At 41.9% G+C, this 20,577-nt stretch carries 20 protein-coding genes; 8 read left to right on the plus strand and 12 right to left on the minus strand.

Features of this window, described 5'->3' with window-relative positions:
• Positions 1-261: 261 nt before the first annotated feature.
• Positions 262-3,378 carry an MMPL family transporter gene (locus ACFVS1_RS24955; protein ID WP_387551709.1) on the minus strand — a complete coding sequence of 1,039 codons (3,117 nt, stop codon included), beginning with the start codon at positions 3,376-3,378 and terminating at the stop codon, positions 262-264.
• Positions 3,378-3,842 (minus strand): MarR family winged helix-turn-helix transcriptional regulator, encoded by a 465-nt coding sequence (locus ACFVS1_RS24960; protein WP_387551712.1) that lies wholly within the window; start codon positions 3,840-3,842, stop codon positions 3,378-3,380. Before ACFVS1_RS24960 ends, ACFVS1_RS24955 begins: the two co-directional genes overlap by 1 nt.
• A gap of 169 nt (positions 3,843-4,011) precedes the next feature.
• On the opposite strand from ACFVS1_RS24960, the gene ACFVS1_RS24965 reads away from it, so the two are divergent.
• Complete coding sequence (locus ACFVS1_RS24965) at positions 4,012-4,554, plus strand: YtxH domain-containing protein (RefSeq protein ID WP_387551715.1); 543 nt, start codon at positions 4,012-4,014, stop codon at positions 4,552-4,554.
• 306 nt (positions 4,555-4,860) lie between these two features.
• Here ACFVS1_RS24965 and ACFVS1_RS24970 read toward each other — a convergent pair whose 3' ends face one another.
• Positions 4,861-5,751 (minus strand): foldase protein PrsA, encoded by an 891-nt coding sequence (locus tag ACFVS1_RS24970; RefSeq protein ID WP_387551718.1) that lies wholly within the window; start codon positions 5,749-5,751, stop codon positions 4,861-4,863.
• Between the two features lie 397 nt (positions 5,752-6,148).
• Between ACFVS1_RS24970 and ACFVS1_RS24975 the strand changes: the two genes are divergently transcribed.
• Positions 6,149-6,385 (plus strand): hypothetical protein, encoded by a 237-nt coding sequence (locus tag ACFVS1_RS24975; protein ID WP_387551721.1) that lies wholly within the window; start codon positions 6,149-6,151, stop codon positions 6,383-6,385.
• Positions 6,386-6,449: 64 nt separating this feature from the next.
• On the plus strand, positions 6,450-8,549 hold the full coding sequence (locus ACFVS1_RS24980) for a carboxypeptidase regulatory-like domain-containing protein (protein ID WP_387551792.1): 2,100 nt from the start codon (positions 6,450-6,452) through the stop codon (positions 8,547-8,549).
• A 215-nt stretch (positions 8,550-8,764) separates the two neighbouring features.
• Here ACFVS1_RS24980 and ACFVS1_RS24985 read toward each other — a convergent pair whose 3' ends face one another.
• The 9 genes from ACFVS1_RS24985 to ACFVS1_RS25025 all read right to left on the minus strand — a co-directional run bounded on the left by ACFVS1_RS24985 (position 8,765) and on the right by ACFVS1_RS25025 (position 19,216).
• Positions 8,765-9,838, minus strand: coding sequence for an ABC transporter substrate-binding protein (locus tag ACFVS1_RS24985; RefSeq protein WP_352927374.1), 1,074 nt, complete (start codon positions 9,836-9,838; stop codon positions 8,765-8,767).
• A complete protein-coding gene (locus tag ACFVS1_RS24990; protein WP_387551725.1) occupies positions 9,835-10,638 on the minus strand; it encodes an ABC transporter permease in 804 nt (267 codons plus the stop codon). Before ACFVS1_RS24990 ends, ACFVS1_RS24985 begins: the two co-directional genes overlap by 4 nt.
• A gap of 1 nt (position 10,639) precedes the next feature.
• Positions 10,640-11,443 (minus strand): ABC transporter permease, encoded by an 804-nt coding sequence (locus ACFVS1_RS24995; RefSeq protein ID WP_101225717.1) that lies wholly within the window; start codon positions 11,441-11,443, stop codon positions 10,640-10,642.
• Positions 11,433-12,542, minus strand: coding sequence for an ABC transporter ATP-binding protein (locus tag ACFVS1_RS25000; RefSeq protein WP_387551729.1), 1,110 nt, complete (start codon positions 12,540-12,542; stop codon positions 11,433-11,435). Before ACFVS1_RS25000 ends, ACFVS1_RS24995 begins: the two co-directional genes overlap by 11 nt.
• A 63-nt stretch (positions 12,543-12,605) precedes the next feature.
• Positions 12,606-13,148 carry a helix-turn-helix domain-containing protein gene (locus ACFVS1_RS25005; RefSeq protein WP_387551732.1) on the minus strand — a complete coding sequence of 181 codons (543 nt, stop codon included), beginning with the start codon at positions 13,146-13,148 and terminating at the stop codon, positions 12,606-12,608.
• A gap of 721 nt (positions 13,149-13,869) precedes the next feature.
• Complete coding sequence (locus ACFVS1_RS25010; RefSeq protein ID WP_387551735.1) at positions 13,870-15,255, minus strand: protoporphyrinogen oxidase; 1,386 nt, start codon at positions 15,253-15,255, stop codon at positions 13,870-13,872.
• 189 nt (positions 15,256-15,444) lie between these two features.
• Positions 15,445-15,939 (minus strand): GNAT family N-acetyltransferase, encoded by a 495-nt coding sequence (locus tag ACFVS1_RS25015; RefSeq protein ID WP_387551737.1) that lies wholly within the window; start codon positions 15,937-15,939, stop codon positions 15,445-15,447.
• Between the two features lie 84 nt (positions 15,940-16,023).
• Positions 16,024-18,057 (minus strand): Na+/H+ antiporter, encoded by a 2,034-nt coding sequence (locus ACFVS1_RS25020; protein WP_352927355.1) that lies wholly within the window; start codon positions 18,055-18,057, stop codon positions 16,024-16,026.
• A gap of 268 nt (positions 18,058-18,325) precedes the next feature.
• The gene (locus ACFVS1_RS25025) at positions 18,326-19,216 is read right to left on the minus strand and encodes a diacylglycerol/lipid kinase family protein (RefSeq protein ID WP_352927353.1); all 891 of its coding nucleotides are present in this window, start codon (positions 19,214-19,216) and stop codon (positions 18,326-18,328) included.
• Positions 19,217-19,688: 472 nt separating this feature from the next.
• Here ACFVS1_RS25025 and yhfH (ACFVS1_RS25030) point away from each other — a divergent pair, with 472 nt between their 5' ends.
• The 5 genes from yhfH (ACFVS1_RS25030) to yhfH (ACFVS1_RS25050) are packed head-to-tail and all read left to right on the plus strand — an operon-like array spanning position 19,689 to position 20,506.
• Positions 19,689-19,823 (plus strand): protein YhfH, encoded by a 135-nt coding sequence (gene yhfH / locus ACFVS1_RS25030; RefSeq protein ID WP_352927350.1) that lies wholly within the window; start codon positions 19,689-19,691, stop codon positions 19,821-19,823.
• 42 nt (positions 19,824-19,865) lie between these two features.
• Positions 19,866-20,003: a protein YhfH gene (gene yhfH / locus ACFVS1_RS25035; protein ID WP_352927348.1), complete on the plus strand. Its 138-nt coding sequence runs from the start codon at positions 19,866-19,868 to the stop codon at positions 20,001-20,003.
• A 29-nt stretch (positions 20,004-20,032) separates the two neighbouring features.
• Positions 20,033-20,170 (plus strand): protein YhfH, encoded by a 138-nt coding sequence (yhfH, locus tag ACFVS1_RS25040; RefSeq protein WP_387551743.1) that lies wholly within the window; start codon positions 20,033-20,035, stop codon positions 20,168-20,170.
• A 28-nt stretch (positions 20,171-20,198) separates the two neighbouring features.
• Positions 20,199-20,336 carry a protein YhfH gene (yhfH, locus tag ACFVS1_RS25045; RefSeq protein WP_352927338.1) on the plus strand — a complete coding sequence of 46 codons (138 nt, stop codon included), beginning with the start codon at positions 20,199-20,201 and terminating at the stop codon, positions 20,334-20,336.
• A 29-nt stretch (positions 20,337-20,365) separates the two neighbouring features.
• Positions 20,366-20,506: a protein YhfH gene (gene yhfH / locus ACFVS1_RS25050; RefSeq protein WP_192825404.1), complete on the plus strand. Its 141-nt coding sequence runs from the start codon at positions 20,366-20,368 to the stop codon at positions 20,504-20,506.
• Positions 20,507-20,577 lie beyond the last annotated feature (71 nt).

The following is a 20,577-nucleotide window of genomic DNA, read 5'->3' on the forward strand; positions in this document are numbered from 1 at the left end:
TTCTCGACCGTTCACGATTTTATTCGACCTACCCTGCGCTTTTTTCGACCGTTCATGATTTTATTCAACCTTCGCATTCCGGATCATTTATTTTGCGGACCACTCATTAAATTTCGCTCCCTTTTCACCAACTGTCTGCCAAACCTCTAGTGGAGTTATTTGGACGGAAATGCCGCAAATTTATTCAATTTAGGGAGGTTCCAAGCCACATTCAGTCGAAAAAATGAAGGCATCCATATGGATGCCTTCTTTAATTTAAATTTATTCCTTATTTTTCAAAAACGGCCACCAATTTGCGTTTCCGAACGTCGCAACCATAACTGGGATAAACAATGGCAATATGACAAACGCATATAAAGCAAGCCCCACCAATATTAAAGTGGCTATCTCCAAGAGCGATAAAACTCCTGCTGGCATCATGGCAGCAAAGGTTCCGCCCAGAATGACAGCCGCCGAGATGATCACCGTTCCCATTTTTCTCATGGACAGTAACATCGCTTCCTTGACCGGTTTATCTTTCCATTCGTTAAAGCGATCCATCAAGAAAATACTATAGTCAATGCCAAGAGCAATCAAGATGACGAAAGCAAAGAATGGAACTGCCCAGCCAATGCCGGCGTAACCGAGAATATTAACAAAAATTAACTCGGTAATGGCTGCCGCTGTATAATATGTCAAAACGAGCGACACAATCAAATAGATCGGCATGACCAGGGATCGCAGCATGAAAAAAAGAATGATTGCGATACCCGACAGCATCAAAACGACCGTCCTTGAGAAATCCTCCTCAGACATCATGCCCAAGTCATGATGGGTACTTGTGATTCCCCCGATCGCCACTTGCGCATTTTCTAGCTTTGTATCTTTCGTTACTCTTTCAACGGTTGCCTCAATCGAATCGATTTGCTCGATTGCTTCATTGGAATATGGATTCGCCTTGAACACCACATCCATGGTCATGGTTTTACCGTCTTCAGATAAATACGCGTCCAATGCTTCCCCGAATTCATCGCTTTCGACTACTTCCTTGGGAATGTACATGCCTGTTACCGTTTTATCCGTTTTTGCCAGCCCTGATAAATACCCCTGTGCGGACGATAGTCCATCATGGACTTCATTCAGACCATCCGCACTTTCATTTAAGCCATCTGTCAAATCAGTAAGTTGTCCGCCGAGGCTTGAAAAACCATTTAGGAGTTCTTGCTGCCCATTACTTAAGCTGGTAAGGCCTCCTTTAAATCCTGACAGATTATTTATGACTTCCCCCTGACCATTGGCCATCGTGCTTAGTCCTTTTTGTAAAGTGTCAACCCCTGAAATCAATTGGTTCAGGCCCTCCCCGAGAGAGGTTTGACCGTTTACGATTTGGGCCATATTTTTGTTCGCGGTATTCAAACCGCCGGACACTGAACCTAGATTCCTATTAAGCTCGGAAAGTCCTGCTGCCATGGGCTCCAAGCCACCCTGTGCTCCTTGCACGGTTTGCTTGATTGTTTGATAGGACTGATCCGCCTGTAATTCTGGATGAGTGGCTTCCATTTGCTCAAAGGAAGGATTTAAACCAGCAAGACTTTGTGATACGCCCGTAAGATTAGTTTGAATCTCTTTGTATCCACCTGCGAGCTCACTTAGCCCATTAGTTGATTGTTTATAGCCTTCGAGAAGCTGTCCGCTTCCGGTGGCGAGCTTCTCCAAGTTTGCCTTGACCTCATTCAGTCCGTTTTTTATATCCCCAGTCCCTGAAGAGCCATCGCGAATGCCTGCTTCAATGCTTGTTAACGCCTTCTCCACCTGGCCTACGCCACTCTTCAATTCATTGGTACCGGATATGAGACCCCCTATTCCGTCCGTCGCTTGCTTCAGCCGCGGTCCTGAATCCGAAAGCTCACTGCCTGCGGTTTTTAATCCATCACTGATTTGTTTAATGCCTTCATTTCCTTCCCCGATTCCCTTTTCCAAGGTTTCGGCCTGGTTCGCTACAAATAAGTCCTTAATCGGTTCACCTGTCGGGCGGGTCATGGATCGAACTACATCGACTTCATCCACCTTGACTACTTCCTGGCTGATTTTTTCAGCAAGTGCGACGTATTCTTCGGAATCCATGCGTTCGTCATTCTTTATGACAATCTGTGTTGGCATGGATTGTCCCGGTCCGAACTCATCGGAAATGATATTAAATGCCATGATGGAAGGAACATCATCACCCGCTTCTTCAAGGGAGTTATATGAAATCTTCCCATCATACATAAACAAAAAGGGAACACAGACGATTGCAACGATCAGCAGCGCCAACAATGGGCGGTTCATGGAGAAGTTACCGAGAATTCCCCATAGTTTACTTTCACTATGCTCAAGTTTCCCTTTTGCCGGCCAAAATAGCTTTTTGCCAAGAACCGCCATGAAAAATGGAACGATTGTATAAAGGGCGATCATTAAAATGAAAACCCCTATGGCAACGGCCGCTGCAGATTGATAGAGCTTAAAAGTAGAAAAACCGATTGCCGCAAAGCCAATCATTACGGTCAGCCCACTGAAGAAGACCGTCTTACCCGCAGTTCGGTATGTCTCAACGATCGCCTCAGGCAAGGACTCCTGTGACGATAGCTCTTCCTTGAAACGACTAAGCAGCAAGATGCAATAATCAGTCCCGATTCCAAATAAAATACCTACCAGGAATATTTGGGTGTAAGATGAAATCGGAAAGTCCCATTTATCCACCAGGAATGAGACGATGGATTGGGAACATAAATAAGTGAAACCTACCGTTACCAACGGAATGATCGGTGCCACCACTGAACGGAAGACGATCAGCAATACAGCCAGAATGAAGACAACCGTGATGCCTTCAGTTTTCTTCAGCCCTTCTTGGGAATTGGCATTAAGATCTTCATCAATCATCCAGCTGCTTGTGTAATAATGCTCGACATCCACTTGCTCCAGCTCTTTATAAAGGACATCGATCACTTCCTTAGCTTCTCGGTCCCCCTTGACCATCGTGATGGATGTCAAAACTGTGTTTTCATTCTCCGAGACCAACTGACCTTTTAGCGAGGGCTCTTTAAAATGGGTCATGACCTCTTTGATGCCAAGCTCTGCTTTATTCTTTTCAAGGTTTTGGATCGCTATCTCAATCTCTTTCAGTTCAGAGGAAGACAGCTTCTTATCACCATGAAATACGAGGGCCACTTGTGACTCATCCTTATCCTGGATCTCTTTCAGTAGCTTATTGGCCATCCCAGAGGAGTACTCTGCCGGTACATCCAGCTGTCCCTTATTCCGGACAAGGTCCGCCATATTCGGTGCTGCAAACAATAAACCTGCCGTAATTGCAACCCAAGCGATAATGACCAGCCATCTTCCCTTTATGATCCCCCTCATTATATTTCCTCCCATTCCTCATTCTTCATTTGAATGAAAATTTGTGCAAGCTTCTCATATGTATCAAGGAATCCAACGATCTCTTCATAATCGAATTTCGTCATGATGCTCTCTACCAACTTATGAATCTTATTTTCCGTTTCCTGTAACAATGCTTCCCCCTCTTTTGAAAGCTTCAAGTGAAAGACCCTTCGGTCAACCAGGTCCTGTTCCCGTTCTATCAATCCTTTGCTTTCCAGCCTGTTGATGTTGGACGTGACGGCACTCTTATTAATATAAAAGGCATCACTGATTTCCGTCGATGTACACAACCGCTGTTGTTGAATGAAGCGTAAAGTATAATATTGTTCGTTCGTCAGCACATCACAAATCTGATCTTTTATTAAAAGCTCCCCCATCTTATTGACATAGAACGAAACCTTCATATATCGATCAATCAATCCAGTAACTTTTTCATTAGCCATCGTTGCACCTCCCAAAAAGTAGTTCAGTCATTTAACTATATGTAGATTACTATTGTTCCATTTATTATGTCAATCCCATGACAGTTTATTATTTCCAGTTTAACTTATGGTAAATAAGGGAAAACCCAAAGTAAGCAAACAATCAACTATTCTAAAGGAGGAAATATAAATGACTCAATCGACTATTGAAAATCAATCAACTATCGAAACTCAACAGAATAGCAAACTTCTAAAAGGGATTCTAATCGGGGGGCTTGTTGGTGGTGCGTTGACCTTACTTGACTCAAACACAAGAAATAAAGTAAAGCGTTCAGCCGTCCTTTTAAAAGACAACTCCATGAATATGATTGAACAGGTCAAGGAAAATCCCGGCGAAATGAAGGAACAGATGGTATCAGGAGTCAAAGGGGCAACCGAGACGATTAAAGAGGCAATCAACGACGTGGAAACACTATATGAAACCGTCAATGAAGACGTGGTGGGTAAAGTATCAGAAGTAAAGGATATCTCCACTGATGCACTTGGTACAGCGAAGGAAGCAACAAGTGAATTAAAAGACATCAGTTCAAAGGTGGTCGTTGCCGGTAAACAACTGAAAGAGACACCATCACAATCATTGAAATCCGATCATGATAAAGGTGTAAAAGAGAGTGATGAAATCGTTAAAAAATCTGGATTATCCAATCAAAAATCCATTTCATCCAATTTCTAATATATAAAAAAGCTGAGGTGTTATGCCTCAGCTTTTTTTATGCCTTGTACAATTTGGATGTTGATTTCCGCTCAAGAAACTTGCTTTCCGCGGGCGGCCGTGGAACATCCTCGAAAAGCAAGTGCGGGGTCTCCCCTAGACATGCTTGTCCCGCAGTAGTCTCGTAAAACTCTATATAAATTTAGACAGGCCATACCTATGGAGTTGAAGGTGCTGCTTTGGGTAATTGGTTCGGGAACATCATTTGATGAAAGGTACATTTTCCGGAACCCTTTTGTTTTTTCATATAATATTCACTTGATAACCTTAGTTAGAGCTCTCCAATTTATTCGTTATCTCATGGTCTTTTTTCACTTCAGCTAACCAAACGGGATATTCCTCTTGTAATCTTTCAGAAAGAAGCGTTTCTTTAATTACATCTTTACTGTCTTCTAAATTAGCTTTTTTTGCTTCCTTCTTACCGGTTACTTTTATGATATGGTATCCATATTCGGATTTGACTGGATCACTGACTTTATTTATATCAAGATCGAAGGCAACATTTTCAAACTCTTCCACCATATCACCTTTTCCAAAATACCCCAGGTTTCCGCCCTTATCCGCCGTTTGTGTATCAGTGGAATATTCAGCTGCCAATTTAGCGAAATCACCGCCTTCTGCAATTTCTTTCGCAACTTTTTTAGCCGTTTTTTCGTCTTCGACTAAAATATGACTGGCTTCCACTTGTTCAGCTTGATCAAATGTTTCTTTATTATCTTCAAAATACGTACTGATTTCATCGTCCGTCACGGTAATTCTCGGTTCGACCAGTTTTTTCGTTTGCAGATAAACCACGATGTCCTTTTTTAAGGCTTCCATTGAAGAACCGCTTGCTTCCAATTGTTCTTTTAGCGACTTTTCATCACCATAGGACTCTACCATAACATCGATTTCTTTCTGGATTTCTTCATCCTTAATTTTAATTCCTGCTTTTTCCGCTTCCAATTCAACCAATTTATTCGTAATCAACAGGTCTAAAGTATCTGCTCCGTATCCCGCAAGAAGCGCGTCATACAGCTCATCCTTATTGATTTTCTCGCCATCGATACTCGCCATTGTCTTATCCGTTGATGAAATCATCGCAAATGCCATGATCCCGGCAATGATTAAAATGCTCCCTGCCCAAATATATGCCTTCGTGGTTCTTAATAGTTTCATGAATACTCTCCCTTAATTTTTCTATCATGATAGCTTGGAAATATTAACTAATCCTTAAGATTTTAGTTCCGCCTTCAATATGCACCAACTCAATCATTATACTAACATACTTATATACCTACAGATATTTTCAAGTATTTCATTGGTTGATCATTTAAAAAAACGAAGTTATACGGTTATATCCACCTTCGATCAACCATCCGTTATACCCTATGTATCAAAAATGCCCATGAAGTCATAGGCTTTTAAGATTACAATTCCAGAAAGGCTCATTTACCAGTAAAATCCGCAGCTGCTTTACACTCCTCCCCCTTATTCGACTCAAATTTATTAATCATAAACATTTCGTCTATCCGATACTCTAGAGTGATGATGTTTTTTCAAGGAGGTAACATGAATGGCCTTTCCTGCTAATACACAGTTTCAGCCGATATTATTGGGTAGTCAGCCCATTTTTGATGTGGTCGGGGATGAATCTCCAGTTTCGACCGATATAGTAGGGAATACACAGTTTCCTGCGGCTTATTTGGCGTACGATGGAAACGCAATTTATTTTCGGATCCGTGTGAATGGCGATCCTAGGAATTCACAGAAAACGGGATTTGCAAATTTCGCATGGGGGTTCCTGACTTAGCGCAATCGTCTTTTCAGGTCAGACCGTCTCGTTTAACTTCCTGCTTCTGCAGCAGACAGCGTCCATTCAGGGATCGATTACCAGCCTGGCAACGGGGGCACCGCTGCCCGACACAAGAATACGGGTTATTAACTCCTCAGGTGTAGTAGTCGTTACGACGCAAACGGACGATATTGGTCGCTACATCGTTCCTAATCTTGTACCCGGAACGTACCAAGTGGTTGCCTTGAATCCGAACTTCCAGGCACAGACCAAAACCATTTCTCTAAATCCGGACGACATTGCTGCTGTTAACTTTGCTTTATTAGCGAACCCTGCTGACTTAACCGGGACGGTAATTGATGAAGAAACAAGGCAGCCGATTGTGGGTGCATTAGTTGAAGTATTTGATGAATTCGGAGTATCCATCGCCTTTGGACTCACTGATCAAAACGGGGAATATCTCATTCAAGGCCTGCCTCAGGGGATCTTTACGGTTCGTGCGTCAGCACCTGGATACCTCTCTGAGACAGCATCTGCAGACCTTGGCGTTGGAGAAAACGTTCTTAATTTTGAGCTTAGACTCGTGCCAGAGTCATCAAGCGTGATTGCGGGGACGGTCACGGACAGCATTTCCGGAGGACCTATTACAGGCGTTAGAATTGACCTGAATAATATTCGCGGTGAGCTTATCGGATTTACATTTACAGACAGTAATGGACAATATTACTTCGAAGGACTGGAGCCAGACACCTATAACATTTCCGCAAGTGCAGAAGGCTACCTCGAAGCTCAGCTCACACTGACACTTGAAGCAGGCGAGTCCGATTTAAATGCAAACATCTCGCTGATCAGAGCTTCTGGACTGGGATCTATCCGAGGCCAGGTAAGGAATGCTAAAAACAACCTGCCAATTGCAAGTGCACGAGTTGAAATCTTGAATAGTCAAGGTGTCCTTGTAGCAGCAGTTTCCACGGATTCCTCGGGATTCTTTGAGGTTCAGGGCCTGTTACCTGGCAGATATACAGTTAGGGCCTCGGCTTCATTATATATTACCGGCATTACGGAAGCCGATGTAAACGCCGGGGAAACGACGAATGTAACACTCCTTCTCACAATGGCTCTAGCAAGCTTAAGCGGCACAGTAACAGACGAAAAGAATGGAAAGCCGATTCCTTGCGCTTTGATTTCTGCATTCAATCATGCTGTCAAATTGAAAGTATTCGGCAAAACCAATGAAAATGGGAAATATATCATCACGGCACTCGTCCCAGGAACGTACACCGTTCGCGTAAGTGCAAAGGGATACCTTACCGAGACAGTTACCGTCACCCTTGAACCAGGGGAAAGCCTTGTCCTTGATTTCCAGCTGAAACCGCTGAAGATCTCCAAAGGGGTCATCATAGGAAAAGTATATGATAAGTCAACGAAGAAGCCGATTAAGGGAGCTAAAGTCGAACTGCTCACATGTAATGGAAAGCTGATCACTTTCCAAAAAACAAACAAAAAAGGCATCTATCATTTTAAAGATCTGCCGCAAGGAAAGTATATCCTCATCGTTCGCTCAAAAGGCTATCAAAAAGAAAAGAAAAAGGTGAATCTCTGTAATGGCCATTCCATTCTAGAGGTAAACTTCTATCTCAATGCGACGGATTATTTCGGAACCATTAAAGGAAAAGTAAAAGACGCTGATAATAAAAGTAAGATTAGCAACGCGCTGATTGAAGTATTTAATGAATCCGGAGAAAAAATCGCATCAACATATACTGATAACAAAGGAAAATATAAAATCAAAAACTTGCCGGAGGGCCGATTCGCTGTTCATGCATCTGCACCCGAATACTATTCACAAACATCTGCCCTTGTATCAGGGGAAAAAATTATCCTTGATTTCCAGTTAGTACCGCTGAGCCATTCCAAAAGGGTTATTACAGGTAAAGTATATGATGAGACAACGAAGAAGCCGATTAAGGGAGCTAAGGTCGAGCTGCTCACGAGTGACGGAATGCGAATCAGTTCCAAACAAACAAACAAAAAAGGAATCTGCCATTTTAAAGATCTGCTGCAAGGAAAGTATAGCCTGATCGTTCGTTCAAAAGGCTATCAAAAAGCGAGGAAAAAGATAAAGCTGGGTAAAGGCCATTCCATCCTAAAGGTATTATTCCATCTCAATGTGGCAGATTGACTCGGAACCATTACAGGAAAGTAAAAGAAGCTGATGATAAAAGCAAGATAAGCGAGGCGCTTGAAGCATTAATGAAATGAAATGAAACAGCAAAGGAATATGGTGATTCAAAAAAATTACTGAAACATTAGGATCTATTCAAACAGGTGTGACGAACTTACAACGAAAAAGCATGGTGTACGGAGGGAATTCCTACACCATGCTTTTTTTGTGTGTTACTTACGATGCATCTTGAATTCAAGGAAGAGTTCATTGTAATGAGCCAAGTTTTTCTTCCCGAGGTTTTCGTACACTTCCAGTTTCTTTGTCAGTTCCGGCGATGGATAGAAACGTTCATCCTTCACCACTTCTTCTGGCATATATTTCAGTGCTTCTTTATTAGGTGTCGAGTAACTTACATATTCAGCATTCTGTGCCGCAACCTTCGGGTCCAGCATGAAGTTAATAAACTGGTGAGCCGCATCGACATTTTTGGTTGTTTTCGGGATGACCATATTATCAAACCATAAATTGGACCCCTCTTTTGGAACAACGTATTGGAGATCTTCATTTTCAGCCATGATTTCAGAAGCAACTCCCGACCAAACCAAACCAATCGCCGCTTCCTGGGCTTCCAATAACATGCGGCTTTCATCTCCGACAATCGCTTTAATATTCGGGGTGAGGGCATCAAGCTTGGATTTTGCCTCTTGAAGGTGTTCTTCATCTATATCATTCAATGAATAATTCAAAGAGTTCAGGCCCATGCCCATCACTTCTCTAGCTCCATCCGTCAAAAGGATTTCATTTTTTAAATCTGTATCCCATAAATCCGCCCAGGCGGTTATTTCCTTTCCACCGAGCATCTTGGAATTGTAAACAATTCCGACCGTTCCCCAGAAATACGGCACTGAATATTTATTCTCCGGATCGAATGGCAGATCGATGAATCGCTCATCGATATTTTTCAAATTCGGAAGCTTGGAATGATCTAAGGGAACAAGCAAGTCTTCTTGCCTCATCTTATCGATCATATACTCGGACGGAATGGCAATATCATAAGTCGTACCGCCCTGTTCGATCTTTGTCATCATGGCCTCATTCGAATCAAATGTCTCATAAATGACCTTTATGCCCGTCTCTTCTTCAAAACGTTCGATTAGGTCGGTATCGATGTAATCGCCCCAATTATAGATGGTAAGCGTATTGCTGCTCGTAAATCCCTGTGATGAATTCAATCTTGAAATCGCATATAGAAGCAAAGCCGATACGAGGGAGATGATCAAAAACATTTGGACAAGCCTTTTCATCGTTTCCCCCCCATTCCCGTTTGCCTTACACGTTGAGTTATAAAGTAATAAACGACCACTAACAGCAGTGTCACGACGAACAGCAGTGTCGACAGTGCATTGATATTCAATGAAATCCCACGGCGTGCCAGTGAATAGATTTCCACAGAAAGAGTGGAGAAGCCATTACCGGTCACAAAGAACGTAACAGCAAAATCATCAAGTGAATAAGTCAATGCCATAAAAAAACCAGCAAAGATACCAGGCAGGATGTATGGAAGGATGACCTTCGTTAATACATCCCACCGGCTTGCCCCTAAATCCCGGGCCGCATCAATTAAAGTAGGGCTCATTTCCTGAAGTTTCGGAAGGACCAGCAGCACAACGATCGGGATACTGAAGGCGATATGCGACAACAGTACCGAGTAGAATCCAAGCTTGATCCCGGCCATCGTGAATAAAATCAGGAAGGAAGCACCGATGATCACATCGGGACTGACAATCAATACATTATTGAATGACAATACCGTATTCTTAGCTTTGCTGCTCGCAAAGGAACGAATTCCAATTGCCCCTATCACCCCGATGATCGTTGCAATCAAGGCAGATAATAAAGCAATCACAAGTGTATTCAATACAATGATCAACAGCCTTGTATCTTGGAATAACTCCTTGTACCACTCCATCGTGAACCCTTTAAAGTCATACATCGTTCCACCGCTGTTAAAAGAGTAAAAGACTAAAAAGAAAATCGGTGCATAGAGTATGAGAAAAATCAAAACGAGAAACGCTTTTGATATTGGTGATAATTTATGGCCCAATTTACACACCCTGCTTTCGGTTACCCGTTACAAACATAATCAGGAACATTATAATAATCAAAAATACCGCAATTGTGGAACCCATTCCCCAATCCTGTGTTACAAGGAAGTGCTGCTCGATAGCCGTACCTAGCGTAATGACGCGATTACCGGCAATCAGTCTTGTAAGCATGAACAAGGAAAGTGCGGGGATGAAGACTACCTGGCATCCTGTCTTTACACCATCTATCGTCAATGGAAAAATGACTCGGCGAAATGTCATCCATCTGGACGCCCCCAAGTCATTGGCCGCATCCAGAAGGGTTGGATTCATTTTATCAAGCGCATTGAATATCGGTAAGATCATGAACGGGATGAAAATATAAACTGAAACGAATATGAAACTGAAATCGGTAAAGAGAATCTGTTGCTTTCCAATTCCTACTGCCTCCAGAAAACCATTCGCCACACCATACGTGCCAAAGATACCAATGAAGGCATAAGCCTTCAAAAGTAAATTGATCCAGGAAGGCACGATAATCAGCAAAAGCCACAACTGCTTATGCTTGGTTTTCGTTAACAAATATGCTGTCGGATAAGCGACTAAAAGGGATATCCCCGTAATCAGGAAAGCATACCAAAATGAGCTTAAAGTCATTTTTAAATATACTGGCGTAAAGAACTTTTGATAGTTAATCAAAGATAGATTGCCTTCAATATCAAAGAAGGAATAGTAAAGAATCAACAAAATGGGTGCAATCACGAATAAAGCAATCCATAAGACATAGGGTATGAAGTAAATATTCCGGGATATTTTATTCTTCATGACTTTCCCCATCATGATACGCTTCCAGACGCTTATCGAATTCCTCTTCAGTTTCACCCAATCGCATGACATGGATAGATTCCGGATCGAAATACAGACCTATTTCATCTCCAACTGCCACTTTTCTCGTAGATTGGACAAGCCATTCATTTCCATCATGGTCATAACAGCTGATTTCATAATGAACTCCGCGAAATAGCTGGGAATCCACACGAACTTGCAGTTTCCCGCGATTGACGGAAGTAATCTCTAAATCTTCCGGGCGGATGACAATATCGACCGTCTCATTACTGTTCAATCCTTGGTCGACACATTCGAACTGTCTGCCGACGAATTCCACGAGGTAATCTTCAATCATTTTTCCTTTTACAATATTGGACTCGCCGATGAAATCGGCAACGAATCGATTCAGAGGTTCATCATAAATATCCGTAGGGGTCCCGGTTTGCTGAATTTTCCCTTTGTTAAGGACAAAAATCTCATCTGACATCGCCAATGCTTCCTCTTGGTCATGAGTGACGAAGATAAACGTGATTCCAAGCCTCTGTTGCAGCTCCCGCAATTCATATTGCATTTCTGTACGCAATTTCAAATCGAGGGCAGATAGCGGTTCATCAAGAAGGATGACTTCCGGTTCATTAACGATCGCCCTGGCAATCGCAACCCGTTGCCGCTGACCGCCGGACATTTCCCTGATCTCCCGCTTTTCATACCCCTCCAAATTAACAAAGCTGAGGGCTTCCTTCACCTTTATTTCCACTTCCGAGTTTTTCATTTTTTTGATTCGAAGACCAAATGCTACATTTTCAAACACATTTAAATGCGGAAAAAGTGCATAATCTTGAAATACCGTATTCACTTGCCTTTTATTGGCCGGCACATCATTGATCTTTTTTCCTTCAAAGTAAATATCACCTTTGGAGGCTTCCGTAAATCCGGCAATTAAACGAAGGATCGTAGTCTTCCCGCATCCGGAAGGACCCAAGAGCGTATAGAACTTCCCTCTCTCGATTTCAAAACTAACATTATCGAGCACTACCGTATCATCATCGAATTGCTTCGTAACCTGATCGAAGCGTATTATATTCCCGTTTGCCATAGCTTCTTCCCTCTCTCCATTACCTTACTCATCAATCTTCAGCGATTGCATTTGTTTTGCATTCTATAAGTATGATTCCGTCACCACGAGTAATAACTCGGAAGGTCCTTCAAAATCATTGATGATTTGATGTTCATCTGAAGCATGGAAATAAATCGATTCCCCTGCCTTGACGAAATACATATGTTTACCAAGCTTTACAATGACTCTTCCGCTTAATACATAGCCGAATGTTTCCGACAAGGATGGTTCAAATTGTTTGAACTCCCCCTTTTCCTGGAGAGTCAGTCGAATAGGTTCCATTTCCTTCTCATTCGATTCAGGCACGAGCCACTGGATTTGATAACCGCGTTCTTCATCGATGAAAAACGTTTGTGCCTCTTCTTCATACACTACTTTTTGGACCTGATCCTCTTCATCGAAGAACTGCTTCGGTGTACAGCCAAGCACTTCTAAAATATTGAAAAGAGTTTCAATTGAAGGGGAACTAAGGTCCCTTTCCAACTGTGAAATATATCCTTTGCTTAAATCCGTTCTTTCCCCCAATTCTTCCTGGGTCAATCCTTTTTTCAAGCGAAGGTTCTTTATTTTTTTTCCAATTTGCATCACAATTACCCTCAATCGGTTTACTTATAGTAAACACACAGTAGATAAAGTTTTATATAAGTAAACTTTCAGTTTAATTTTACGAATATCATTATACATGAAATGCCTGAAACTTCAAACGGAATTTCCAGTCATGATAAAAAAGGACCGCCACCTGGCAGTCCTTTCTGATTTACTATTGGAAATGAAGCAGGTATGGAGAATAGGTAACCTCTCGTGATTCTTCCACGTATTCTAATGTGACGTGTCAAACCTTTTTGATGATCTTATTTCCGTATATTGTACTAAAAAAGAACCGTAAATATGTTTGGTGACCTCTTCTAATCACGTTTTCAAAAAGACTCTAGGATATCATTATCATACCTGGAGTTACAATCATGGCGACTACAAAATCGATTCTATGGCATCAATTGATCTAAAGTAATCATTTCAAGTCGATTTCGCGGAAATAGAATCATGTTTAGAACGTATTTTTATCACCTTAATTTTAAAACTAGGCATAAGGGTTCTATCTAAAAGGTAAAACAAAGTTGATTGGAGCGTAAGGTACGAGACTCCTGCGGGAAAAGCGCGTCCAGGGGAGACCCCTCAGGCGCAAGCGTGCCGAGGAGGCTCCCGGACCGCCCGCAGAAAACGAGTGCCTGGAGTGGAAATCAACGTTCGAATTTTACAAACACTCAATTTTCCCCGAATTTGTCTACAGTCTGAGACCGCCACCCTTTTATAACTTCAGACATATTTCTTGTGCTTTCTTTTCCCCATCAGCAATACAGTCAGGGATTCCGACACCATTGTATGAACAGCCCGCAAGTAAAACATTCGGATAATTCTCGGAGATTTTCGCCTCCAGGGATTGAACGATTTGAGGATGTTTTATATGGTAGTTTGGCATATTTTCATGCCATTTCGTCACTTCACTCGTAATTGGATCCCCAGAAATACTTAGGCTGTTTTCAATGTCGCGTAAGGCCACGGAGATTAATTCCTGGTTTGTAAGTGACCGTAATCGTTCATAGTCCGGACTTGAACTTTTATAAAAAAGCCTTACCAAAAGCTGACTGTTTTCAGAAGTATGCTCCCATTTCCGGCTAGTCCAGGTACATGCATTGCAAATCAAATCACTATTATCACCTGCAATGAAACCTGTCCCGTCTTTAGGAAGCATGCTGTCCGGGATATCGAATCCAAGATAAACGCTAATCATCGAACTATTGATCAAGCCGTCGAAGTCCTCATCCAACTCCCGATCCGCCAATAATTTCTGGGCGGCAGTATGCGGTGTACTCAACACGATAAAGTCCGTTTCGAGCGTTTCACCGTTTGCCAATGAAATGATATACCCCTCAGCATTTCTTCCAATTCCAGCTACACGGACCCCTTTTAAAATCTCGACCATATCGAGGCTTTCCTCAATTCGTTCAACTAATGTTGATAAGCCATTTTTAAACGAAAGAAACTTCTTATTTCCCTTGCTTTGGTATTTCTGCTTATTTTCCGATAGACCTCGTATTATACTGCCATATTGATTTTTATAATCCAGCATCTCTGGCAGTGTTTTGGCAATGGTCAATTCATTTAATTTTCCTGAGTAAACACCCGAAAGGACAGGCGATATCTGCTTTTGCACCAATTCCTTGCCTAAGAAGCTTTCAAGAAATAAACCGATAGAGTCATTTTTGGTAAAGGTCTCATTTTTTGTATAGAAATCCTTTAAGGCGTCGACCTTTCCTTGGGCAGAAACCAAATCACTTTTCGCCAGCGACTCCAGGCTCATTGGTATTCCGAATAGGGCATCTTCGGGGATTCCCTTCAGCATGCCATCTGTATGGATAAATGATTTTCCCGTTGCATTATAGACTACTTGATCCTCCAGGTTCAATTCTTCAAGAAATGGTTTTATATTCTGTTTCCTGGCGACAATCGAATCGGCTCCCGCTTCAATTTTAAAAGGACCATCGTGCACAGTCTTTATTTTACCGCCTAGCTCCTCATTTCCTTCTATTAATATCAATCGTACCGAGAGACTCCTCGCTTTAACTGTTTTTTGTAAATAATACATGGTTGATAAACCGGTAATGCCCCCACCTACGACTACGACTGTTTTCATTAGGACTACACCTCGATTAACGAATTTTGCATTAAGTAAAGTGTACCATAAGGCAGCGGCATTATTAAAAGCGGCCCCTTCTAATTCATTAGTTTCATAGTGAAACCTGTAACAAATTAGACAAAAAAGACCTCTCCTCTTTGGAAAAGTCTACATGCCAATTTGTCGTTTCTTATTCCATATCATTGTTCATCGTATTAATCTATACTCCATCATCTCCATCAACCCGCTTCTGCCTTCCTTCTGAATCCCTGTATCCTGAAACCCTGATTTCGAATAAAGCATTTTTGCATTCATGTTCATGACACCCACTGCCAGAATGATCGAATCCTTGTTTGGAAAATTCCCTTTTGCGAATTCCGGAAGAATTTGCAAGGCTTTCTTCGCAATCCCTTTGCCCAGATGTTTTTGATCAACAAGAAATCCACTAAGTACTTTCACTTTTTTATCGCTGGTGAAAGGCGCGATGTTTTCGCCAATGTGTAAAACGATAAAGCCAACAGGGATACCATTTGCCAATATTACGATAGGGTGCTTGTCGCAATCTTCCCGGCAATCTTTCAGTGACTCTTCCGGTAAAGCTGAAAAAGGGGTTTGTGTACCCGGTGAATAAAACTGGGAAAGCTGGTGAAGATGTTCCGGTAAATAAGGCGTTAAGGTGATGGTCTCGATTTCCTTTTCCATTAACTGCAGCCTCTTTCATCAATTATTGGATACACATACCGGAAGGAGCACTGCCAAAAATATCGGCAGTGCTCCTTCTGTTAATCAGTGTGTATTTTCATTGATTGTCAGTGCTTCCCGTAAATTGATTTGCTGGCGGAGTATGTTGGCAACATCACGGGAGATTTGTCGTTTTTCAAACAGATCCTGCACTTCGTCCCGTTCTGCCTGGATCGCTTTATAGAACAGCTCTCTTTCATATTCGACCATTTTACTCGGGGTACTGCCTCGATTTTCACGTTTGCATTTTAAAATCAACACTTTATACTCGTCTATGATCATCGAGGATGTCTTATGATTATCGGATGTAATTCCGGCTTGTATCTCTTGGATGGCAGCTTTATACATCCTGATTTTAAGATCCCTGACCTTTTCCAATCTCTTAAGATTGATTTTTCTTATTTCACTTTTATTAGGGAAAAATAATTTTAAAACCCTTAGCATACTTCTTCTGAAAAGCGTTACTGACCTGAAAAAACGGAACTTCAGTCGATTTGTTACGGCGCCTTCCATACGCTGGATGTATTCCTTGCATATATACGCCGTTTCCCGGTCCACTTTTTCATCCTTAATAAGTTTATCCAGGAATTTTTGCTCTGCTTCAAGGGCCTTGAAGCGAAGATCCTTCTCTTCTTCCCTTAATGCAGCCGGTTCTTTCTCCTGTTCGACATAGGACAGTTCATTGATCTTGGTACAGTATCTGGAAATGATCGATAAAGCCGCTTCCCGGTTTTCATCTGTCATTTGGGACTCAATCACCCGAATAGCGGCTTGATGTGAGTGAATGGTAGCAGCTTTCGTTTTGTCAGCCTGCTTGTCCACCACTTCCTCTTCTTCTGACCTTGCCACGATTGGCAGAAATACACTCGCAACAATCAGTGTCAGCAATATGACACCCGCTGCAATGAAAATGATTAACGAACGCTCAGGAAATGGACTTCCATCTGCCAACACATATGGAATCGAGAACGAACCCGCTAGCGTTACAGCTCCGCGAACACCGGAAATGGTAATGATTCCAGCAGCTTTGAAGTCTGGTTTTTGAGCTCCCGCTTTTTTTGTCATCCAGCCAATCGACCAGGCAGCCGTAAGCCAAATGAATCGTAAAGCGAAGAGGAAAAGTGTAATGATCACGATATAAAGGATCACTTGTCCATTATTGAAGGCTGGATCTTGAAAAATAGTTTTCGCAACGCTTGGGATTTGCAAGCCAAGCAAAACGAATACAAGACCATTCAATACATATAAAATGACGGACCATGTACTCTTTGAAACGACTTGAAGTTCTACAGTTGGTGATATTTCCCGATCTCGATCAATGGCATGGACAATTCCCCCAGCCACGACTGCCAAAATCCCTGAAAGGTGGAAATGTTCCACAGCGAGGAAAATAATAAAAGGGGTTAGGATTTGGATCAGCATATGCATCGTGACATCTTCCATCCCTAAACGGCGAAGAAATACACGAAGCCTGATAATGATGAAAGCCAGTATCGCTCCACCTACAAACCCACCAATTGCAATCCATATGAAACTGAAGGTTGCGTCGACTAAGGAGAAAACACCAGTAACTGTAGCTGCAACAGCAAACTTAAAGGCAACTAAACCTGAGGCATCATTCATTAGCCCTTCGCCTTCGAGAAGGTGCATGATGCTCTTCGGTAACTTGACCCGACTCGCCAAAGCGCTTACTGCCACTACATCCGTAGGTGACAAAATGGCCGCTAAAGCGAACGCTGCCGGCAATGGTATCGAAGGGATCATCCAATTAATTAAATACCCGCCTGCCCAAACCGTTATGAATACCAGGCCTAGTGCAAGCATCAGAATGGGTGCTCTCAACTTCCAAAGTGCTGTTCGTGGTACATTTTTGCCATCATTGAATAATAGGGGTGCAATGAATAATAGCAAAAATAATTCCGTCTCCATCTCAACATGCATACCCAGGGGTAAAAGTGCCAATATGACACCCAGTGCTATTTGTATTAATGGTACAGGTATAAAGGGTATAAAATGGTTAATTACATTAGACACTCCAATCAATATAAGAAGCGCTAATATAACAAGAAAAAACTCCATACAAACATCAAACTTCCTCTCTTATCTATAATCATAACTATAAGCGTAACATATTTATACCCAGTCATTCATGCATTAACTATTCTAACCTTGAATCCTCCTGAATAATGATAACTTTTTTAAAAGCGAAGGAGCTTACGTTGTGCCCGATGAACATCACAGATCTACTCCATCAATAAACCTTGGGTAACCGCATAGAAAAAAGCTGATTGGCTAACCCATAATCAGCTTTACCACAAGATGAATGACAATGAACCCACATAACAAGTTATTTGGTCCCCGGGACAAAGAGACGAAGATGTTTATGCAGTACATTTGCCTGGAAAGGAAGAAGAATGCCTTCATCTCCATCGATATTGACTGCAAGTTCCTCTGATGTAGTTAAATGGAGCTTGGAAGTTTTAATATATTCAACTTCGTCATTCCCCATGATCTCCCCCCTAATCAAACTGGGAATGATCTTGACGATGAGAGGAAGAGATAAATCCTTAATGATAAATGTGTGCAGCTTTCCATCATTCACTTCCGCCTCTGGTGCTAGTTGTTCGAAGCCGCCGACAGAGTTAGTCATTGTTGCAATGAGTAAATGAGCCTCGCCCACCCACTTTCCCTGATCATGTTCAACCGTTAAAGGAAACGGAGTCTTTTTAATGATCGCTTTTGCTCCTTCAATGAAATATGCAAAAGACCCAAGACGGGTTTTTTGTTCAACGGTAACATTATAGGTCGCCTCGGCGATTGCCCCTACTGCCAACACATTCATGAAGTAACGGTCATTGATCTTCCCTATGTCCGATTCCTTAATATGCATATCCTTCAATATCTCGATGGCAGCATTGGGATTGAGTGGTATTCCCAAAGATCTTGCGAAATCATTGATGGTTCCTAGAGGAATGATTCCGAAAGTAGGCCGATGCTGCTGCTCGCCCAAACCATTCACTATCTCGTTCACCGTTCCATCCCCACCCATGGAAATGACAGCATCGAACCTTTCTGCGCAGGCCTCCTTAGCAAAACCCGTAGCATCCCCTTCTCCTTCCGTTTTACGAACGCATACCTCATCAAAAATTTCACCAAGAGTCTTTTCCGCTTTCGGTAAAATCTTCCCTGCCTTTTCCTTGCCTGAAGATGGATTGACGATAATCATTGCTTTAGACATATGCTCCCCCCCATTATTGTACTTCTACTAGCAAGTTACCTCTTTACTGATGTATTAAAACCACACAGACAGGAACTTATACATAATCGCTGCCACTTGAATTTTGCTGACATTTTAGAACAAGCTCTTACATCGACTGTGAAACAGGCTTTCATCGATCACTGATCTTCCTGTTTCTCATCTGTTACATTATTGCCTATCACAACCAACTGAAAATTGTCTGTCCGTTTCGCTCCCTCTTTGTTTTTTCGTTTTATAAAAAGCGTTATTTCTTCCATTTCCTACTTGCCGTGAAGAAAAATTCAAAAATAAACAGATGATGATTCCCTTACCTATAAGGTTTTTAGACAACCAGTGAAAAAAAATTGAAATTTTCTGTAAAATACCTATACATTTTCCAAATTCGGGTATATACTGTATTATAACAACAAACAAACAACAAAAACTGTACTATAAAGAGAGGGAGCGAGACATGCAAGCAAATCAATCAGATTTACTCATAATCGATTCATTTAAACATTGCCCGGAATGTGGTGAAACACATGCGGACCACTCAGATTCCTATCTGATGGAATGCGATCGCTGCCTTTCCAAACGTGAAGAATAAAGCGATTGGAAAATATATCTAACATTAAAAGGAGGAATCATTATGCAAATGAAAAAATCCATTGAGTTTTTTAACAATATCCCTGCAAAACATTGTCCCGAGTGCGGTGAACATATTACTGAGCATGCTGAATCCTACTTAATGGAATGTGACCGCTGCCTTTCCAGACGCGAAGACTGATTAAACCAAATCAAAAAGGAGGAACCATCATGCAAACTATAAATCCACTGGAATTCTTCAGGACACTGCCGCCTAAACAATGTACGGAATGTGGAACCCATATTACTGAACAAGCTGAATCTTACCTAGTGGAATGTGATCACTGCCTTTCCAAACACGAAGACTGATTAAACCAAATCATAAGGAGGAGTCATCATGCAAACAAAAAACCCTTTGGAATTCTTCAGGACACTGCCTCCTAAACAATGTACGGAATGCGGAACCCATATCATTGAACAAGCTGAATCCTACCTCTTGGAATGTGATCACTGCCTTTCCAAACACGAAGACTGATTAAACCATATCAAAAAGGAGGAGTCATCATGCAAACTATAAATCCACTGGAATTCTTCAGGACACTGCCGCCTAAACAATGTACGGAATGCGGAACCCATATCATTGAACAAGCTGAATCCTACCTCTTGGAATGTGACCGCTGCCTTTCCAAAAAAGATGAATATTAATAAATGATGCTGACATCAAGAAGCTATATAGGCGATTTTGATGTCAGCATTAACCTTGTTATCTGCCTCCC

It is taken from the genome of Peribacillus sp. NPDC058075 (assembly GCF_042885195.1).
Classification (GTDB): Bacteria; Bacillota; Bacilli; order Bacillales; family DSM-1321; genus Peribacillus.

Bases quoted from the DNA above. Each gene is read 5' to 3' on its own strand.
- ACFVS1_RS24955 (WP_387551709.1), bottom strand. From the start codon at position 3,378: ATGAGGGGGATCATAAAGGGAAGATGGCTGGTCATTATCGCTTGGGTT.
- ACFVS1_RS24960 (WP_387551712.1), bottom strand. From the start codon at position 3,842: ATGGCTAATGAAAAAGTTACTGGATTGATTGATCGATATATGAAGGTT.
- ACFVS1_RS24965 (WP_387551715.1), top strand. From the start codon at position 4,012: ATGACTCAATCGACTATTGAAAATCAATCAACTATCGAAACTCAACAG.
- ACFVS1_RS24970 (WP_387551718.1), bottom strand. From the start codon at position 5,751: ATGAAACTATTAAGAACCACGAAGGCATATATTTGGGCAGGGAGCATT.
- ACFVS1_RS24975 (WP_387551721.1), top strand. From the start codon at position 6,149: ATGGCCTTTCCTGCTAATACACAGTTTCAGCCGATATTATTGGGTAGT.
- ACFVS1_RS24985 (WP_352927374.1), bottom strand. From the start codon at position 9,838: ATGAAAAGGCTTGTCCAAATGTTTTTGATCATCTCCCTCGTATCGGCT.
- ACFVS1_RS24995 (WP_101225717.1), bottom strand. From the start codon at position 11,443: ATGAAGAATAAAATATCCCGGAATATTTACTTCATACCCTATGTCTTA.
- ACFVS1_RS25000 (WP_387551729.1), bottom strand. From the start codon at position 12,542: ATGGCAAACGGGAATATAATACGCTTCGATCAGGTTACGAAGCAATTC.
- ACFVS1_RS25005 (WP_387551732.1), bottom strand. From the start codon at position 13,148: ATGCAAATTGGAAAAAAAATAAAGAACCTTCGCTTGAAAAAAGGATTG.
- ACFVS1_RS25010 (WP_387551735.1), bottom strand. From the start codon at position 15,255: ATGAAAACAGTCGTAGTCGTAGGTGGGGGCATTACCGGTTTATCAACC.
- ACFVS1_RS25015 (WP_387551737.1), bottom strand. From the start codon at position 15,939: ATGGAAAAGGAAATCGAGACCATCACCTTAACGCCTTATTTACCGGAA.
- ACFVS1_RS25020 (WP_352927355.1), bottom strand. From the start codon at position 18,057: ATGGAGTTTTTTCTTGTTATATTAGCGCTTCTTATATTGATTGGAGTG.
- ACFVS1_RS25025 (WP_352927353.1), bottom strand. From the start codon at position 19,216: ATGTCTAAAGCAATGATTATCGTCAATCCATCTTCAGGCAAGGAAAAG.
- yhfH (WP_352927350.1), top strand. From the start codon at position 19,689: ATGCAAGCAAATCAATCAGATTTACTCATAATCGATTCATTTAAACAT.
- yhfH (WP_352927348.1), top strand. From the start codon at position 19,866: ATGCAAATGAAAAAATCCATTGAGTTTTTTAACAATATCCCTGCAAAA.
- yhfH (WP_387551743.1), top strand. From the start codon at position 20,033: ATGCAAACTATAAATCCACTGGAATTCTTCAGGACACTGCCGCCTAAA.
- yhfH (WP_352927338.1), top strand. From the start codon at position 20,199: ATGCAAACAAAAAACCCTTTGGAATTCTTCAGGACACTGCCTCCTAAA.
- yhfH (WP_192825404.1), top strand. From the start codon at position 20,366: ATGCAAACTATAAATCCACTGGAATTCTTCAGGACACTGCCGCCTAAA.